Origin of the sequence: Photorhabdus sp. CRCIA-P01, assembly GCF_003545805.1 — a bacterium.
GTDB classification, from domain to species: domain Bacteria; phylum Pseudomonadota; class Gammaproteobacteria; order Enterobacterales; family Enterobacteriaceae; genus Photorhabdus; species Photorhabdus antumapuensis.
On record NZ_NMQR01000062.1, the window covers coordinates 1 to 18,108 of the forward strand.

General features: G+C 41.3%; 17 protein-coding genes and 2 pseudogenes. 7 read left to right on the top strand and 12 right to left on the bottom strand.

Features of this window, described 5'->3' with window-relative positions:
* Positions 1 to 357: 357 nt before the first annotated feature.
* Genes hemW through D3222_RS21590 form a run of 5 tightly spaced genes read right to left on the bottom strand, consistent with a single transcriptional unit; the run spans position 358 to position 4,210 of the window.
* Complete coding sequence (gene hemW, locus D3222_RS21570) at positions 358 to 1,488, bottom strand: radical SAM family heme chaperone HemW (RefSeq protein ID WP_118987953.1); 1,131 nt, start codon at positions 1,486 to 1,488, stop codon at positions 358 to 360.
* Positions 1,481 to 2,074 carry an XTP/dITP diphosphatase gene (locus tag D3222_RS21575; RefSeq protein ID WP_118987954.1) on the bottom strand — a complete coding sequence of 198 codons (594 nt, stop codon included), beginning with the start codon at positions 2,072 to 2,074 and terminating at the stop codon, positions 1,481 to 1,483. Before D3222_RS21575 ends, hemW begins: the two co-directional genes overlap by 8 nt.
* Before the next feature lie 26 nt (positions 2,075 to 2,100).
* Positions 2,101 to 2,649, bottom strand: a complete 549-nt coding sequence (locus D3222_RS21580; RefSeq protein ID WP_118987955.1) for a YggT family protein — start codon at positions 2,647 to 2,649, stop codon at positions 2,101 to 2,103.
* A gap of 18 nt (positions 2,650 to 2,667) precedes the next feature.
* Complete coding sequence (gene proC / locus D3222_RS21585; RefSeq protein ID WP_118987956.1) at positions 2,668 to 3,489, bottom strand: pyrroline-5-carboxylate reductase; 822 nt, start codon at positions 3,487 to 3,489, stop codon at positions 2,668 to 2,670.
* A 25-nt stretch (positions 3,490 to 3,514) separates the two neighbouring features.
* Positions 3,515 to 4,210 (bottom strand): YggS family pyridoxal phosphate-dependent enzyme, encoded by a 696-nt coding sequence (locus D3222_RS21590; protein ID WP_118987957.1) that lies wholly within the window; start codon positions 4,208 to 4,210, stop codon positions 3,515 to 3,517.
* A 21-nt stretch (positions 4,211 to 4,231) separates the two neighbouring features.
* Between D3222_RS21590 and D3222_RS21595 the strand changes: the two genes are divergently transcribed.
* Complete coding sequence (locus D3222_RS21595; protein ID WP_118987958.1) at positions 4,232 to 5,269, top strand: type IV pilus twitching motility protein PilT; 1,038 nt, start codon at positions 4,232 to 4,234, stop codon at positions 5,267 to 5,269.
* 68 nt (positions 5,270 to 5,337) lie between these two features.
* On the opposite strand, the gene ruvX is transcribed toward D3222_RS21595, so the two are convergent.
* The 4 genes from ruvX to rsmE form a co-directional block, all read right to left on the bottom strand.
* A complete protein-coding gene (ruvX, locus tag D3222_RS21600) occupies positions 5,338 to 5,757 on the bottom strand; it encodes a Holliday junction resolvase RuvX (RefSeq protein ID WP_118987959.1) in 420 nt (139 codons plus the stop codon).
* Positions 5,758 to 6,321: a YqgE/AlgH family protein gene (locus tag D3222_RS21605; protein WP_118987960.1), complete on the bottom strand. Its 564-nt coding sequence runs from the start codon at positions 6,319 to 6,321 to the stop codon at positions 5,758 to 5,760.
* 109 nt (positions 6,322 to 6,430) lie between these two features.
* Positions 6,431 to 7,381 (bottom strand): glutathione synthase, encoded by a 951-nt coding sequence (gene gshB / locus D3222_RS21610; protein ID WP_118987961.1) that lies wholly within the window; start codon positions 7,379 to 7,381, stop codon positions 6,431 to 6,433.
* A gap of 9 nt (positions 7,382 to 7,390) precedes the next feature.
* Complete coding sequence (gene rsmE, locus D3222_RS21615; RefSeq protein ID WP_118987962.1) at positions 7,391 to 8,122, bottom strand: 16S rRNA (uracil(1498)-N(3))-methyltransferase; 732 nt, start codon at positions 8,120 to 8,122, stop codon at positions 7,391 to 7,393.
* 413 nt (positions 8,123 to 8,535) lie between these two features.
* On the opposite strand from rsmE, the gene D3222_RS21620 reads away from it, so the two are divergent.
* Complete coding sequence (locus D3222_RS21620; RefSeq protein WP_232832614.1) at positions 8,536 to 9,192, top strand: prepilin peptidase; 657 nt, start codon at positions 8,536 to 8,538, stop codon at positions 9,190 to 9,192.
* Between the two features lie 70 nt (positions 9,193 to 9,262).
* On the opposite strand, the gene D3222_RS21625 is transcribed toward D3222_RS21620, so the two are convergent.
* Both D3222_RS21625 and D3222_RS21630 read right to left on the bottom strand, forming a co-directional pair.
* A complete protein-coding gene (locus D3222_RS21625; protein ID WP_118987963.1) occupies positions 9,263 to 9,904 on the bottom strand; it encodes a DsbA family protein in 642 nt (213 codons plus the stop codon).
* Positions 9,905 to 9,935: 31 nt separating this feature from the next.
* On the bottom strand, positions 9,936 to 10,820 hold the full coding sequence (locus D3222_RS21630) for an MBL fold metallo-hydrolase (RefSeq protein WP_118987964.1): 885 nt from the start codon (positions 10,818 to 10,820) through the stop codon (positions 9,936 to 9,938).
* A 106-nt stretch (positions 10,821 to 10,926) separates the two neighbouring features.
* Between D3222_RS21630 and D3222_RS21635 the strand changes: the two genes are divergently transcribed.
* The gene (locus D3222_RS21635; protein ID WP_118987965.1) at positions 10,927 to 11,841 is read left to right on the top strand and encodes a LysR family transcriptional regulator; all 915 of its coding nucleotides are present in this window, start codon (positions 10,927 to 10,929) and stop codon (positions 11,839 to 11,841) included.
* On the opposite strand, the gene D3222_RS21640 is transcribed toward D3222_RS21635, so the two are convergent.
* Positions 11,824 to 12,759 (bottom strand): LysR family transcriptional regulator, encoded by a 936-nt coding sequence (locus D3222_RS21640; protein WP_118987966.1) that lies wholly within the window; start codon positions 12,757 to 12,759, stop codon positions 11,824 to 11,826. The two genes, D3222_RS21635 and D3222_RS21640, sit on opposite strands and share 18 nt — an antisense overlap.
* 124 nt (positions 12,760 to 12,883) lie before the next feature.
* Here D3222_RS21640 and lysA point away from each other — a divergent pair, with 124 nt between their 5' ends.
* The 4 genes and pseudogenes from lysA to D3222_RS21670 all read left to right on the top strand — a co-directional run bounded on the left by lysA (position 12,884) and on the right by D3222_RS21670 (position 18,007).
* Positions 12,884 to 14,221 carry a diaminopimelate decarboxylase gene (gene lysA / locus D3222_RS21645; protein WP_118987967.1) on the top strand — a complete coding sequence of 446 codons (1,338 nt, stop codon included), beginning with the start codon at positions 12,884 to 12,886 and terminating at the stop codon, positions 14,219 to 14,221.
* Between the two features lie 225 nt (positions 14,222 to 14,446).
* Positions 14,447 to 15,222, top strand: a pseudogene (locus D3222_RS21650) (IS982 family transposase).
* Positions 15,223 to 15,726: 504 nt separating this feature from the next.
* Positions 15,727 to 16,490 (top strand): annotated as a pseudogene (locus D3222_RS21665) (IS1595 family transposase); the annotation flags it as partial.
* A gap of 353 nt (positions 16,491 to 16,843) precedes the next feature.
* Complete coding sequence (locus tag D3222_RS21670) at positions 16,844 to 18,007, top strand: hypothetical protein (RefSeq protein ID WP_118987970.1); 1,164 nt, start codon at positions 16,844 to 16,846, stop codon at positions 18,005 to 18,007.
* Positions 18,008 to 18,108 lie beyond the last annotated feature (101 nt).

Below are 18,108 nucleotides of genomic sequence, written 5' to 3' on the forward strand. Positions count from 1 at the left end.
TAATTAATCTTTATATTATTGTTTTGTGTTATATTCGTTGATTTATTTTTTCACATGTTGAATTTTTATTATTGAAAATTAAATTGTGAATTATTATTTTAATATTAATGTCTTGGTTAAGTGCCTATCCCAATAGTTGTAATTTATATATTATTTAAATTCTGGGGTGTAATCAACCTTCCGAAAGGAACAGTAGTCCGACATAGGGCAATTAGTCGCTACCGTCTAATGGGGAGCCCCTACTAAAGTTCAGTAAGGGGCAATGTATTGTAAATAAACTTGAAACCAATAGCGGTATACGAGTTTATGCACAAGATGATCTTTGTGGCGCTGAATTTTCCGAAGGCAATTTTTGTGCTAGAGAAATAGTTCCAATAATGAATTTAGGAACAGTTTACCTTTCTGCGTAATTTGCCAGTGTGTTGCTGTTTCAGAGAGATAACCTGCGGCCAAGGCTTGCTCAATTTGAGTGTGAATTGAGACCTCAGATAACCCGGTGAAATCACTGAAATCTTGTTTTGGCATCATTTCTAGTAGACGGAATCGGTTCATAAAAAATTCAAATGGCCGATCTTCATTTTCTACCTGATTCTGTTTATCCAGATAGCGTCCTTGCATATATCCACGAGGATGTTTGGTTTTCACTGTACGCAGAATGCGGCCATCTTCAAATGTGATTTTTCCATGAGCGCCACAGCCAATACCAAGGTAATCTCCAAAGCGCCAGTAGTTGAGATTATGCTGGCATTGATAGCCTGGTTTGGCATAAGCAGAAGTTTCATATTGCTGATAACCTGCTGCTGTCAGCAATTGGTGGCCTTGTGAAAAAATATCCCATAAAGCATCATCGTCGGGCAGAACGGGAGGGCGGGAGCCAAAGCTGGTATTAGGCTCAATAGTCAACTGATACCATGAAAGATGCGGTGGTGATAACGCAATTGCCTGACGTAAATCATCCAGCGCCTCATCAAGGCTTTGGTTCGGCAAACCATGCATCAAATCCAGATTAAAACTGCGTAGCCCCAGACTAGCGGCTAAACGTGCTGCCCGTTTGGCTTCATCCGGTCCGTGAATACGGCCGAGCCGTACCAGTTTATCCGGGCTGAAACTCTGTACGCCAATGGATATTCGGTTAATACCCGCTTGCTGATAACCACTAAAGCGGTTGGCTTCCACAGTACCCGGATTGGCTTCCATAGTAATTTCAGCTTGCGGTGATACCGGTAGGCGATCGCGAACGCCATCCAGTAATTGTTGCATTGCCTGTGAGCTAAGTAGGCTAGGGGTTCCACCACCAATAAAGATAGTGGTAACTTCCCGTTCATTGGCCATTGGCAGATCTGCGTTCAGATCTGCCAATAAATGGTCAACATATTCCTGGTGCGGAACATCACCTTTCAAGGCGTGAGAGTTGAAATCACAGTAAGGACACTTTTGTACACACCATGGAATATGGATATAAAGACTTAGTGGTGGGAGCTTAAGCATTACGTAGTGTATCCAACATCATCTTTAGTGCCTGACCACGGTGTGAAACGGCATTTTTCTGTTCACCAGTTAATTCAGCCGCAGTACAGCCTAATTCCGGTATGTGGAAGATGGGATCATAACCAAACCCACCGTTACCGGCAGGTTTACGTGCGATAATCCCCGGCCAGCGGCCATGAAACACCAACGGTGTTGGATCTTCCGCGTGGCGCATATAAACCAGCACACAGTTAAACTGAGCTTGACGTTGATCATCAGGAACATCTTTCATCGCATCTAGCAGTTTTTCTAGATTTTGCTGATCGGTGCTGTTTTCACCTGCATAGCGGGCCGAATAGATACCTGGAGCACCGCCAAGGATGTCCACGGATAGACCAGAGTCATCTGCAATTGCCGGTAGGCCGGTAACTTGTGCGGCGTGGCGAGCTTTAAGAATGGCATTTTCAATAAATGTCAGCCCGGTTTCTTCGGCTGAATCTACGCCTAACTCAGTTTGAGCAACAATATCCAGACAAAAATCAGCCAGTAATTGTGCCAGTTCACGAACTTTTCCGGGGTTGCCGGTTGCCAGAACGACTTTTTGCATTATTTTAAACCCAATTTAATTCTTATTTACTGTATCAGCCATGAGAGAACATCAGCACGAAGATAGTTCAGTGCGTAGAGGATCAAAATGACGATCATTGCTGAAAAATCAAGGCCGCCCATTGTTGGAATAATACGGCGGATAGGTGCCATCAATGGTTCTGTTAGTTGCATGAGAACATAGTCAATCGGATTGCGTCCCTGGCTTATCCAGCTTAGTAGAGCACGTGCCAGCACCAACCAAAATATCAGTTTACCCGCTGCTGTCAGCAATTCGATTAACCCGATAGGGATAAAAAGTGTGAGGAAGGCAACTGCACCGGTACTGAACCAAAGTTGCGTGATTAATTTAAACAATACCAGAATGTAAGCAATAACAATGGAGGCAGTATCGAGCGAGCCAATAGCCGGTATAACTCGGCGTAATGGTCGAACGATCGGTTGAGTTGTTTTCACAATAAATTGGGCAAATGGGTTATAAAAATCACAACGAGCCCATTGCATCCATACACGAAGTAATAAAACAGCGATGTATAAATCCAGAACTGTGAACAGAATAAAGGTTAAAAATTGCATTTAGCAGCCTTGATAAAATTAAAATTGTTTTTCCATTTCCTGTGCCCGGCGAATAGCCGCCTGCATAGCGTTGGATACGGTTTCTGGCAATTTGCCTTCATAAAAAACACGTAATGCTTCCGCAGTAGTACCGCCTTTAGATGTTACCTGTTCACGCAGGGTTGCAAAAGGGAGATCTACATTTGATGCGGACAGTGCCGCAGAACCTATTGCCGTTTGCAAAACAATTTCACGGGCTGTTTGGCTATCAAAACCTAAACGTTCTGCTTCCTGTTGCATTGATTCCATAAATAGGAAGAAATAAGCAGGCGCACTGCCCGCTAAAGCGATGATGTCATTGATGCCGTTTTCATCTTTTACCCAGTAGGTTTTACCGACACTGTTCATTAATGCTTGAGTGAAGTCACGGTCAGACTGGTTGACTTGTTCAGATGCGAATAATCCACTCAACCCCTGACCAACCAATGCCGGCGTGTTTGGCATGATACGGACAATATTGAGTTTGTCTTGTAATAAAGCATCAAAACGTGCAACGGAAATGCCTGAGGCGATAGATAGAACTAGCTTGTTACTGAAATCTACGTTTTCTTTCAGAGGCTGACAAATATCCGCCATCACTTGCGGTTTTACCGCCAGAACAACAATGTCGGCTTCCTGTGCGTAGCGAATATTGTCACTACCGCTGTTAACGCCATACTCTTTTGCTAGTGCATCACGGCGAGTAGTACTTGGTGCGCAGACATTAATCAGCTCAGCAGGGTACCCTCCTTTTACTAATCCAGCTATGATGGCGTGAGCCATATTACCTGCACCAATAAAGGTAATTTTACGTTTCTCCATTGAATACCTCGTAGCATTGAAATGGTTAATTGTGATACTGACGCGCACCAAAAATTGCTGTTCCAATTCGTACTAATGTGGAACCACAATTAATAGCGGCAACCATATCATCAGTCATCCCCATTGAAAGAGTATCTATTTGAGGATATTTCGTTTTCAGGTTAAGGAAGGCTTGTTCCATTCTCCTGAAAACCACTAATTGATGTTCATAGTCAGGTTCTGGTACCGGGATTGCCATTAAACCACGGAGCCTTACATTCGGCAGTTTATTCACTTCGGCTGCCAGCGTTGATAGTTCATCAAGTTGAATACCTGATTTGCTCTGTTCATCACTGATATTTATTTGAATAAGAATATTCAGCGGTTTCATTCCCTCCGGGCGTTGTTCGTTCAGACGTTGTGCTATTTTTAAGCGGTCAATGGTATGACACCAGTTAAAATTTTCTGCCACCAAACGGCTTTTATTAGACTGTAACGGACCGATAAAGTGCCATATCAAATCATTACGATTTGCAAAATAAGCAATTTTTTCTACACCTTCCCGCACATAATTTTCACCAAACTGTCGTTGCCCGGCAGCGATTGCTTTTTCGATATCTTCCACAGGTTTGGTTTTACTGACTGCAAGCAAGGTAATTTCTTCTGGAACGCGTTCGCATTTCTGTGTGGCAATGGCTATGTGGGTCCTGACATCTTGTAAATTTTGTTCAATATTGTTCATGGTGACTCAGGAGATTAAAAAATGAATATGGATAAGCTAGTGGCCCTTAGTGTAAAGCATAATGCTTCAGATCTGCATCTTTGTATTGGGCAAGTTCCTGTATTACGTATAAATGGAGTGCTTTGTCCGCAAACTCAACTGCCATCTGTAAATAATCTATTGCTGGAAGAGTGGAGTAGGCTGTTTTTATCAGACAATCAGCGACAACAGCTATTAACTAGTGGACATGTGGATTTTGCGTTGGAGACAGAAAATGGCCAACGATTGAGAGGCAACATCTTTCGTCAGCATTCCGGGTTGTCAGCCGTTTTGCGTTTAATTCACTCTCAGTGTTCAACTCTGGAACAGCTAAAAGCACCTGAAATTATCCGTGAGATGGCTTTGCGGGAAGAGAGTGGGTTGATCCTGGTAACAGGTGCTACAGGCAGTGGGAAGTCGACAACGTTAACTGCCATTGTGGATATGCTGAATAGCCACAGTTGTCAGCACATTATTACGTTGGAAGATCCCGTCGAATTTATCCACCACAGCCGCGATTGTCTGATACAACAGCGACAAATTGGATTGGATTCGCCCAGTTATCAGGAAGCGTTAAAAGGGGCTCTCCGGCAAGATCCTGATGTATTGTTGTTGGGTGAGTTGCGGGATAAGGAGACAATACGCTTGGCGTTAACCGCGGCAGAGACTGGGCATTTGGTATTGTCGACTTTGCATACCAGAGGTGCTGTACAGGCAATTGACCGGCTGGTGGATATTTTCTCCGCTGAAGAAAAAGGGTGGGTACGTAGCCAGTTAGCAGGCAGCCTGAAAGCTGTGATAGCACAGCAATTAGTCTCTGCCCAGGGAGGGGGACGAGTTGCTGTATATGAAGTATTGGTAGTTAATCAGGCAGTGAGTCATCTGATACGAGAAGGAAAAAATCATCAAATAACAACACTTATGCAGACGGGCGCTGCCAGTGGGATGCAAACCTATGAGCAAGGCTGGCAGCAGCGTGAATTACAGGGATTACTGGCAGAGCAGACAGAGAGGAAGATCAAAAAGAATGCTATCAGTTAATCGCGAATCGCGAATCGCGGTTATACGGTTGCTGTTAATTGATAGCTGTTACTGTCACTTGATTGCTATTAATAGCGCTGTTCAAACCAGCTTTCCAGAATAATAACAGCGGAAGTAGCATCTACTTTTCCTTTATTTAAGGCTTTATAACCACCTCGGTCAAACAGATGAGCACGGGCTTCAACAGTTGTCAGGCGTTCATCTTGGAGTTGAACTTGTACGCCAAACCGGCCATGCAGCCGGTTTGCAAATTTACGTGCTTGCACTGTGACTAATTGCTCAGTGCCATCCATATTGAGGGGAAGACCAACGATAACCAGATCAGGCTGCCATTCTTTAAGTAATTTTTCGATTTGCCCCCAATTGGGGATACCCTCTGTGGCTTTAAACGAGGTTAATGCTCTGGCGGTGCCCGTGATTTCTTGTCCAATGGCAGCGCCGATGCTGCGGGTGCCAAAATCGAAGGCCATTATTGTACGGTTATTCATCTATGCATGCCCCGCCTGTGGAGCAATATTATAGATATTGATTCCGAGCAAAGATGCGGCTTCACGCCAGCGGTCCGCAATGGGTGAGTTGAAAATAATGTGTGGATCAGCGTTTGTTGTTAGCCAGCTATTCTCCATTATCTCTTTTTCAAGTTGACCCTTTTCCCAACTGGCATACCCCAACGTGACCAATATCTGTTTTGGTTGACGTGGTGTACCCAAGGTTTCAAGGACATCTTTGGAGGTAGTGATCATTGTGTCATCGGAAATTTTGATACTTGAACTGAAACCTGGTTTTGGTGTGTGCAATATAAAACCATGATCTTCAGCAAGTGGGCCACCAGTCATGACAGGCTTGTTTAGATTGATACTTTCATCCCGATCTTCTGGTGATATTTTCAGCTTTTGTAAAACTTTCCGAACGGAGATTTGCTCGATAGGTTTATTTATCACCAATCCCATAGCCCCATTTTCATTGTGTTCACATATGTAAACAACTGAACGTTTGAAATAGGGATCAGATAATGAAGGCATGGCGATAAGAAAATGGTGCTGTAGATTCATTTTTTTTCTAGTAATTAACCTAGCTATGTAAGGATTATTTAGCCCAACAGTATGTGGGCTAAAAGTATAAATGACAAACCCTGACAGGCAAATTCGCAAAAAGAATTTTTTATTTCTCTAATCGTTCTTCAATCGCATTTATTAACATGCCAGTGATTGAAATATCAGGGAAAGCGGCTTCTATCTCGCGTGCACAGGTTGGACTGGTGACATTAATTTCAGTCAGTTTGTCTCCAATGATGTCCAGACCAACAAAGATTAACCCTTTTTCTTGCAAAGTTGGAGCAACAGCTCTGGCGATAGCCCAGTCACTTTTTGAAAGTGGACGAGCTTCACCACGGCCACCCGCAGCAAGGTTACCACGGGTTTCACCTTTGGCGGGGATACGAGCCAGGCAATAAGGAACGGGCTCACCATCGACAATTAATACCCGTTTATCGCCTTCTTTTATCGCTGGTAGGAAATTCTGCGCCATGCAGAAGCGATTGCCATGTTCCGTCAAGGTTTCAATAATAACGCCAACGTTTGGGTCATCTTTTTTCAGGCGGAATATTGATGCGCCGCCCATGCCATCTAGTGGTTTAAAGATGACATCACCATGTTTCTGGTGGAATTCACGTAAGTGGGTGGCGTTGCGAGTCACTAATGTATCTGGTGTTAAATCAGGGAACCAGGCTGTGAAGAGTTTTTCGTTACAATCGCGTAGGCTCTGTGGTTTATTGACAATGAGCGTGCCTTTCTCTTCCGCGCGTTCCAAAATATAAGTGGCGTAAATGTATTCGGTATCAAATGGTGGATCTTTACGCATCAGGATGACATCCAATGTTTCCAGGGCCAGATCTTGTTCTCTATCGAATTGATACCATTGCTGTGGATGGTTTTCTACCTGCAATAGGCGGGTACGAGCGCGGGCTTCCCCTTGGTGCAGATAGAGATCACTCATCTCCATATAATGGAGTTCCCAGCCGCGACGTTGTACTTCTAATAGCATGGCAAAACTGGTGTCTTTCTTGATGTTGATGGATGAAATAGGGTCCATCACTATGCCGAGTTTGATCATTCTTTCTCCTTAACCCAAATCGCCGAAACGCACTTGTAATGCAGTAATTGCGGTGAGCGCTGTCGTTTCTGTTCTCAGTACCCGTGGTCCTAATAGGATATCAGTAAATTGGTAATTAGCTGTCATGGCAATTTCGTCTATCGATAATCCACCTTCCGGGCCGATCAGTAAACGCACTTTTTCTACAGGTAAAGGCAGGGTATTGATGCTTTGACTGGCTCGTGGATGTAGATTTAATTTTAAACTGACATCATTTTCCGCACACCAGTGCTCTAGTTGCATCACTGGGCGAATTTCAGGTATACGGTTACGATAGCATTGCTCACAGGCAGCAATAGCAATTTTCTGCCACTGTTGAAGTTTTTTAGCCAGCCGTTCTCCATCCAGCTTTACACCACAGCGTTCAGAAATTAAAGGCGTAATAATATTTACCCCTAATTCTACGGATTTTTGAATGGTGAATTCCATTTTCTCACTGCGGGATATGACTTGCCCCAGATGGAGATTAAGTGGTGATTCATTATCGGCAAGTTCGCTATTGTTGATATGTACTTTGACAGATTTTTTGCTAGCTTCGGTAATCTGAGCGTTGAAGATCTGATTGCTGCCATCAAACAGTTGCAACTGTTGGCCATGACTCATTCTGAGTACCCGCCCAACATGGTTAGCCGCCTCATCACTCAGATAAATTTCAGTATTCGATGAGAGTAATTCCGGGTGATATATGCGGGGTATACGCATGTTTTTCTTTCCTTCCTGCGGGGTATACCCGTCATCTTTCAAGTTGCCTCTTTGTTGGCTGCACTCACTCACCCCGGTCACATCGTTATCTATGCTCCCGGGGATTCGCTCCCTTGCCGTCGCGATGCATCTTGAAATCCATTGGGTATATACATAAAGCAATAAATAATGGAGGGTATGATAAGGGAGGCTTAATCCAATTATCAAGCTATCTCGATGCAGATTGTTATCTCTGAATAAATGTTGCGAGTCTGCTCGCATATTTATATTTAATTTGACTGTTTTATATTTATTTTGTTGTTTTAAAGTAGAGGTATTTATTATTATCTTTTTATGCCAAAGACATAATGAATATTTTTTTGTTATTTGGTTGAAATATTCATTATATAATTAATTTGGAGATGTTTTATTAAATGGATATTAATGTTGAGGTGATTGTTTTAGCTATTTTTATTGGAATAGTGTCTGGAATAACTTTGAATAAAGTGATATTTGTATTTATTAAAATTATTTATGGATATGAGAAAATATTTTTTGGTTATTTTCAGGTTGAATTAGTGACTCTGTTTATAACTGCTATTTTTATGATTTATTTTCCATTGAATTTTCATTTATATGTTGTTTTGATATTTGTTTGGATGCTAATTATACTTTCTTTTATTGATATAAAAATTAAGTTATTGCCAGACATAATAAATTATTCACTTTTATGGTTAGGGTTACTATTGAATTTGAATCAAACTTTTGTGCCTATCGAACAAGCTGTGACAGGTGCGATTGCGGGTTATTTGATTTTATGGTCGCTCTATTGGTTATTCAGAATAATTTGTCATAAAGAAGGGTTAGGATATGGTGATTTTAAGTTAATGGCGGCGGTTAGTGCCTGGTTGGGGATTGGTGCAATTCCTTTATTAATGTTTTTATCCTCATTGTTTGGTCTTATTGGGTACTTTTGGATGTGGAGAATACGAGAAAATTACCGAAAGTCTGTTGCTTTTGGTCCATATATAGCCATTTCTGCGGTCATAATGATCTATATGCACTTATTGGGAATAGATGGGGTATCGTGAATGGCGCCCGATAGCTGAAAATGTATGGGCGCCAGTAGTTAAAATTGTGGTATTGAAACTGACTGTGGTATTAAAACTGATCGTGAATCAGCGCATCTTGCCAACGTTTGGGTTGTCCCAAGTATTTATCAAGAGAAATAATAGATAGCTCGTTTCTGTTATTTTCTAAAATAAACGTAGGGAAACCTGAGCCGCCAACTGCTGCCAATAGTTCACGGCTTTTCCTAATATGTTGGAGACTTTCTGATTCATTATTCAGTGTCAGCTCTTGCTGGAACAGCTCTGAATCAAGCTGTAATTCATTTGCCAAATTCAGTAATGTTTCAGTTTTGCTGATTTTTAATCCACGAACATAATGCGCTTTTTGTGCTGCCAGTAACATTTCGACACCTTTACCAGCCAGCTTTTCTGCTGCAAGAATGGCTGATATTGGTGGTAATGAATCCATAATCAGTGATTTATCATTTAACAGTGTGACATATTGCTCACTGAAAATTTGCCCGGTAAGGCTTGCGATCCGTTTATCCTGACTAAGGACATAATCACGCCATGTGCTGTCTATTTGGCGTCTATTCTCACCTGTCAGCATTCCGCCGCCATGCAATTCAATTTCCATATTCGCGACCTCTTTTGCTGCTTGTATCAGAGAGGAAACGCCATAACACCAGCCACATAGTGGATCATAGATATAATGCAGAGTCATTCCGGGCATATTACTTATTCCTGAAAAAGAGTTAATTCACTTATTGGGGCCACTTCATTTCGCCTTTCAGCACCTTAGCACTTAATTCGAGACTGGATTTGTCTCCAAGTTTTGGATAGTGCTTTTCCATTGCGGCTATTAGCGCTTTTGAATCTTTCGCTTTTGCCAGCTCTTTCTCAAAAATAGTCAGGTACTTTTGCGTGAAATGAACGGATTCCAACGTCATTGGTGTGTTACCAATGAAATGTCCCGGAACCACAATTGTTGGTTTTAGCTCTTTTATACGATCTAATGTCTGCATCCAGTTTTTACGAGACTCTTTAGTCTGTGTATCCGCCATCCAGACATGAATGTTGCTTGAAACAGTGACACCGCCTACTACCGCTTTTAATTTTGGTATCCAAACAAAAGTACGGTCAGCTGCAGGGCCATCAAGACCTTCGACGATTAACTTCTCACCGTCAACTGTAAAAGTGTTACCTTCCAACGGTTGCGGCACGATAACTTTTTTGGGGGCCCGTTCTTTCAGAACACCTCCCCAATAAGCCAGTTTGCCATCTTTGGTCTTTTTGATTTCTTTAATGGTTTCTGGTGATGCAATGACTTTTGCGTTAGGGAACGCTTTGGTCAGTGTATCAAGGCCAAAATAGAAATCAGGATCAGACTGACTGATATAGATGGTTGTCAGTTTTCTGCCGGTATACTTAATTCTTCTGGCCAGTGCTTCAGCGTCATTTTTTTGGAACTGAGCATCGATCAGTACAACTTCTCTATCACCGATGATGAGCTCAGAAGAGACGGGAAATACGCTTCTTTCACCTGGATTGAAAACATCCAGTTTTAGGTTAGTGGCTTGTGCCAGAGAAATAGTACCCAAGGAAAGGATACCTGCCAGCGCAATATTTAGTGTTGTTTTGCGAGTCATGATTGAATTCCTGATGTTGTGTGTAGCAAGGTTCATAATAAGTTGCGTTTTTCGATGAAAAAACCGCATAATTGGCAATTATTTGTTGCATAAATCGAGCTAATTGATGGATAGAATCACTGCTGCGCAAGTGTTCACTATAATTGTAGAACAAGGTAGCATGATTGCTGCATCGGAACGGTTAGATATGTCGCGGGCAATGGTATCCCGCTATCTGGCTGAAATGGAAAAATGGGCGGGAGTACGTCTGTTACATCGTACAACGAGAAAGATCAGCCTGACATCAGCAGGAGAGATCGCTTATCAGCGCAGCCGTAAGTTATTGCAATTGTCGGAAGAGATGCCTGTTCATCAACCAGTAGAAGCGCAGGAGTTGAGTGGTCTTTTACGGATAAGCAGTTCTCAATCTCTGGCAGTAAGCGCGTTGTCTGTGGCGATTCCTGAGTTTATGCAGATTTATCCTCAGATAGCTATTGATATGCAAATGAGCAATAAGGCAATAAATTTGGTCGAGGAGCGGATAGATTTAGCGTTACGCATCACGAATAATCTGGAACCGAATTTGATCGCCAGACCGTTATCGACATGTCATTCTGTGATTTGTGCTGCCCCTTCCTACCTGATGGGAAAAATGCTTCCTCAAAAGCCTGCTGATTTAGCCCTGCATAACTGTATGACTTATAACTTTTTTGGCAAAAGTCTTTGGTTATTTGAACACCGAGGGGAAAAATATTCTGTTCCTGTTAGCGGTACTTTGAGTGCCAATGAATCGATGGTGTTAATGGAAGCAACATTGCAAGGTGTGGGAATCGCCATGCAACCTTATTATTCTGTTGCTTCGCATTTGGCGTTAGGAAAATTGATTCAGTTGTTGCCAGAATATCGACCTCAGGCTATGGGAATTTATGGTATTTATGCCAGTCGTCAAAATATGCCAGCAACGCTGAGGGCATTACTGGATTTTCTAGTTCAATGGTTTGCTTCCTCTCCGCACTGGCAAGCACTAATGCTGAAAAGCTGACTTGAGTTTCTGAGGAAATAGGGCAATCTGTGCTTTCAGGTGTTCAATAAAAGCATCGACTGGGGTGGAAGAAGGGCGGTGAATGGGTTTGATTAGGCTGACAGTAAAAGGAATGTTAATACTAAATGGGCGGGCGCATATTTCAGCTTCGCCGTGGTGGTCCAGATAATCGAGTACGGTCAGTGGGTTGACAATAGAAACGCCGATACCTTCCCGCACCATGGCACAGACTGATGCGGCACTGTGAGTTTCCATAATCATTCGGCGGTGAATATGGTGCTCTGCGAAGATTCCATCAATAAGTTGACGGTAGCTGTCTGTTATCGAAAGGCTGATAAAATTTTGCCCACTGAAATCTTCTGGCGTCAGTAATGATTTATGACTAAGTGGATGAACTGCGGGCAATACGCAAATTTCATTCAGCGTGATCAGTGTTTCTCTTTGTGTACCGGGTGGTGTTTGCAAATGTTCGGTCAGGCCAAGATCATGACGCTGAGCTGAGAGCCACTCTTCCAATAGCGGTGATTCTTGTGGAATGATGGTTAAATTAGCCTCAGGGTATTGGCGAGTGAAGTTGTGACAAACTTTAGGTAATAAGGATTGTGAAAATACCGGCAGGCAGGTAATAGAAAGTTGAGCGTGTTGAAATTTACGGATACTGTCAGCCGCATTCATGATTCTTTCAAGTCCATAATAAGAGCGCTGAACTTCTTCAAAAAGGCGTAATCCTTGTGCTGTCGGATGCAGGCGGCCTTTTACCCGGTCAAACAGTTTGAATTTTATCAGATGTTCGAATCGTGCTAATTCACGGCTAACGGTCGGTTGTGAAGTTTGTAATAAAACCGCCGCTTCTGTCAGATTTTTTGCTGTCATTACCGCATGGAATATTTCAATATGGCGCCATGAACAAGCAGACATAGATGACTCCTTTAGTTGATAACTCTATATCACAGATGAATAGACTATAGCGAAACAGATATTTTTATTCCTGTTTTTTACTGCCAATAATGGGTTATCTGCTGATTTTGTGAGAGAAACCCTAATGAGTACCTTTATCCGCAATAGTTGTTCTGATCTGATCCCCGAAAATCTAAGCTGTCTGCCAGAAACGTATGGTGCTCCGTTATGGGTTTATGATAGCGAAACGATTATTCAACGAATCAGAATGTTACGGCAGTTTGATGTGGTTCGATTTGCGCAGAAAGCTTGCTCTAATACTCATATTTTGCGTCTTATGCGTGAGTATGGTGTGAAAGTTGATGCGGTTTCACTGGGTGAAATTGAGCGTGCTTTGCGGGCTGGGTTTCGTCCGGGCCAAGAAATGGCAGAAATCGTTTTTACTGCTGATTTGATAGATGTGCCAACGCTTAAACAGGTAACCGAACTGGATATTCCGGTTAATGCGGGCTCTATTGATATGCTGGAGCAGATTGGTCAATGTCAAAAAGGGCATCCGGTATGGTTGCGGATTAACCCTGGGTTTGGTCATGGTCATAGCCAGAAAACCAATACTGGTGGTGAAAACAGCAAACATGGTATTTGGTATCAGGATCTCCCACTGGCAATTGAGAAAATACGGCACTATGGATTGAAATTGCTTGGTTTGCATATGCATATTGGCTCTGGTGTTGATTATCAACACCTTGCGAGTGTGTGCGATGCAATGGTTGAACAGGTTATTCTCTGCGGTGAAGATATTCAGGCAATTTCAGCTGGTGGTGGTTTATCGACTCCTTATCGGCAGGGAGATGAACAGATCGATATCGCTCATTATTTTGGGTTGTGGGATGGTGCTCGTAAAAGGATTGAGCAACATTTGGGCCATAAAGTTGAGCTGGAAATTGAACCGGGGAGATTTTTGGTTGCAGAATCTGGCATTCTGATGACAGAAGTTCGGGCTGTTAAACAGATGGGAAGCCGTCATTATGTGCTGGTGGATGCAGGATTCAATGACTTAATGCGCCCGGCAATGTATGGCAGTTATCACCATATCTCGGTTTTGCCTGCTGATGGACGTCAGCTTGAACAGCTTCCATTACAGGAAACGTTAGTCGCAGGTCCGTTATGTGAATCAGGTGATGTTTTTACACAGGTTGAAGGTGGTGGGGTTGCGCCAAGAATGCTGCCACCTGTTCAGGTTGGCGATTATCTGGTTTTTCATGATACCGGTGCTTATGGTGCGTCAATGTCTTCTAATTACAATAGCCGTCCGCTTATCTCCGAAGTGCTGTTTATTAATGGCAAACCTCAATTGATTCGCCGTCGTCAAACGATTGAAGAGTTATTAGCGTTGGAAGAGGTATCTTTTGCATATCATCCCCTTGAGGGGAGGCCATCCGGCTTTGGTCAGTGGATTCTGGCGAACAGACAGACAGCCTAAGAATCAATATTTCTTTGCTCAGGGCGCTATTGTTTTTGATGTTCGAGGTGCGGAGACAGGCACAATGATTTAGCATCTGATACGGGAAGCGGCAAGTATGTCGGAATAACGGATTATCTACTGCCTTATAATTATAACCTGAGGTTTGCTTAAGAAGGGAACTCAGTGCCTGAGGCACGATCAAAGTTTTTGTCAAATAAAACAGAATCGTGGAGATCCTCAAGCATGTCTAATTTAGAAGAACTTTACTGCGGCGTCGATGATGTTTGCCAAAAATTTATTCCTCTCTGGCATCAACAGTTAATTGAAAATGGCTTGCTCAAACATCGCCGCGACGCTTCCCTTTCTCTCAGTGAAGTGATGACGATCCTCATTTTATTTCACATGAGCCATTATCTTGATTTTAAATCCTTTTATTTTGAGTATGTGACACTTTATTTCCATAAAGAATTCCCCAAATTAGTCAGTTATACCCGAATGTTCACACTGAAAAAAAGAGCACTCATCCCCCTGTGTGCATTTTTCACGTCGAGGAAAAAGCAGTACAGGCTGGTTTTATGGCTTTAAACTTCACCTGCTTATCAATGATTGTGGGGAGCTTTTAGCGATCAAGTTGACCCCGGTTAATACAGATAATTGCCAACCGGTCAAACAGTTAGTGAAAGGGTTGAGTGGGTATGTATATGGAGAAAGGTTATCTTTCACAAGCACTGTGTGAAGAGCTGACAGCGGAAGGAATGACATTGGTGACGAATGTACGCAAGAATATGAAAGCCAACGCTTTATCACTATGGGATAATCAGATGTTAAGAAAGCATTTTGTGATAGAGACCGTTGTGGATCAGTTGAAAAATATTTCTCAGATAGAACGCTCAAGACATCGTAGTATTCTCGGTTTTCTGCTGGAAGTCGTGTCAGGATTAATGGCCTACACTTTTCAGCCGAAAAAGCCGAGCTTAAATTTGTGTAATTTTGAAATAGCTATCCTTAAACAAAACTGAGATTAACTATAACGATAAAGGATGTCCATAATACTGGAGATAATTCATACGAGCTGGATAAACCAGCCCGATAAATTAAAAATAATCAATGGCAAATATATGAGAATCCTTAACTATTGAGTAGAAAGCATGAGGAACCCAAGAGTCAATGTAAATGGAATCCCCTTGCTTAAGGCTATCTCTACGGCGTTCTCTCTGCTCACTCAGCCATAAAACACCAACTTCTCCTTTAAGATTAAGAAATGATATATCGTCCAGAGACTTCTTGTGGCTATTCAATAATGCGGAAATTGTACCTTGATTGAAAACAAATAGATGATCTTTCATGGCTTATATTTTACGTAGTATAGAATGGAGATCCGCAACATCCTGAAAGGATAGACCTGAAGATTTAATTATTGCTACTTCCCGTACCAACGCAAGTAAAGGAGCTAATTCATGTTCTTTATAACTAATATCCAGTTTCTCAAGGGCATATTTAATTGATGCTTTACTTGAGCTACGGGGTATCGCTGCCCTTATTGTGGGCATGATAAGTATTGCCAGTTAAAATCTCGTCTCCTTTATCAGTGCAATCAATGCCATCATCAGACATCCTTGACGGCCGGCACATTGTTTTCTGCGTCAAAATTACCTTTAACCGTGTGGTTTTTGGCGATTTATCTCATGACTCAGGAGATAAATGGGATTTCTGCACTTGAATTGTCACGTCAACTGGGCATTTCCTACAACGCCGCGTGGCGTATGAAACACAAGCTAATGAAAGCGATGAAAGAACGGGATGACGAAAAGCCTCTCTGCGGATTTATCCAGCTTGATGACGCATACTGGGGCGGGGCTCGGCATGGCCCCCTATGTTCATGCGTTTTAGCGTTGTGAAAGGGTTTAAGACCGGGGAGTTTACCCGTTGGGCTAAAACGCCCCTTAAACCAAAATCCCTTGTTATTTCAGATGGATTAGCTTGCTTTCGGGGGGTTGAGCAAGCCGGGACTTTCCATTTGCCCCTCGTCACTGGCGGTGGAGCGCAGAGTGTTAAGCTGCCCTACTTTCAGTGGGTTAACACAATGATAAGTAACGTAAAAAATTCAATACGTGGAACATATCATTCGATTAGCAAAAAGTATTTACCTCGTTATCTTGCCGAATTCTGTTTCAGGTTCAATTGGCGCTTTAACCTTAAAAGAACATTCGAACAGCTTATTTATTCATGTATCCGGGCAGCACCTATACCTGGGTATTTACTCAAGCTAGCTGAAATTCGATGGTAATCAGGTAACCATTTAGTCATATCCTACCTTTATTCATTCTTTAGCTTGAATTTCAATCGTATCAATGATCAATATAGCTAATTATTAGTATTATTAACACAGAGTATTCTTGTCAATATATCGTTGACACGAATACGCACAAGCACAGGGAGTATAAGAAATTTAAAGTCTGGAATAATGCTTACCCATGGGTGAACGAGACGATATCTCCAAGTCAACTAAATACATTCAACAACTATAGGTCTTTCAGAATACTATCAAAGGCAACATGACAAATAGAATCATCTAATAATATTAAGTAGTTAATAATAAAATAAAAGAAACAAGTACTGAACAAAAGGAAAACGATCACCATGTTTAATAATAGAGCTGTTATGCTTAATGTGTTATTAATCTCTGCAAACATCACCGGTTCGTCTGGTCTGATGATTTGGGTAGATACTATGCTTAAAGATGGAGGCATGATTCTATACGCTTATGTTCCTGTTTTTTCCTATTTATTGGGGTTATCTCTGGGGTGTATGACCATATCCTGCCTCATTCGAAAAATGAATATTGCTCTTTTTGAAAAAAATATTTTTGGATTCTTCTTATTTTTAGCAACTATAAACTGCATTCTCTTTGCAAGAGAAACAACACTTATTTCAGTTTGGCTGGATGCTCTACATAGAATATTATGGGGAGTAATAAGTGGATTTATTGTCATAATGGGAAGAAATATTCTTATAACCGAAGGAAATGAAAAGAGGACGAATAAGGATTTTTCTATCTTAAGCCTGGCGTTATTAAGCCTGCCATTTATAATCCCAGTCACTTTCTCTTTCTTCAGTTTAAACTCCCGTACATCAGCAGATTTTTTTTCTGCTTTTATTTATTCTATTGCTTCAATTATCTATTTTACTGGCTCTAAAAATAATAATGCAAAAAAACAAAAACATGATATTAAGGATTCTGTAAAAACAGACAATAAATTAGTTGTTTTCTTTTCTTTTTCAAGTTTGGTTATAATCAATGTTTGTTTTTTCCTCTCTTTAATGATTATGCCAGCAATGCGAACAAAATATTTTGAACATATTGATATGGTTCAAATGTATATTATACTACTGATTATATGGTTCCCCTGTGCAATTGGTATCATGAAAGTCATGAAATCCGTACTTTTTAAAAAAAGAATCATGGTAGGTAATATCATTCAATTATTTTCTCTCGGATTTTGTTCACTTGGAATTATTATAAATTATGGCATGCTCTATTTGCTATTCACAATTATGGTGTTTTTAGCTAATACAATTATGCAACCTGTTTTTTTCTCTTATCTAGGGTTATATTCAAAAAATTCTCTTTATATTTTGGGTATGCAGTCAGGGATTTATGTATTTATTACTATGATTATTCTTTTTTATACTATTTACTTAGGTGTTGGCCTTGAAGAAATCATTACTGGATTTACAATATTATTAATTTCTTCAATAGTTATTTCTACTATTTTTATTTCAATGGTTAATTTAAAAAAATAATAATGTCAGGTAGTAAAAGACGATAAATTTATATAAATCAACTTTCATTGATAATATCTCAATCTTGCCTTTATCTTTTAATTAAATTAAGAGATAAAGGC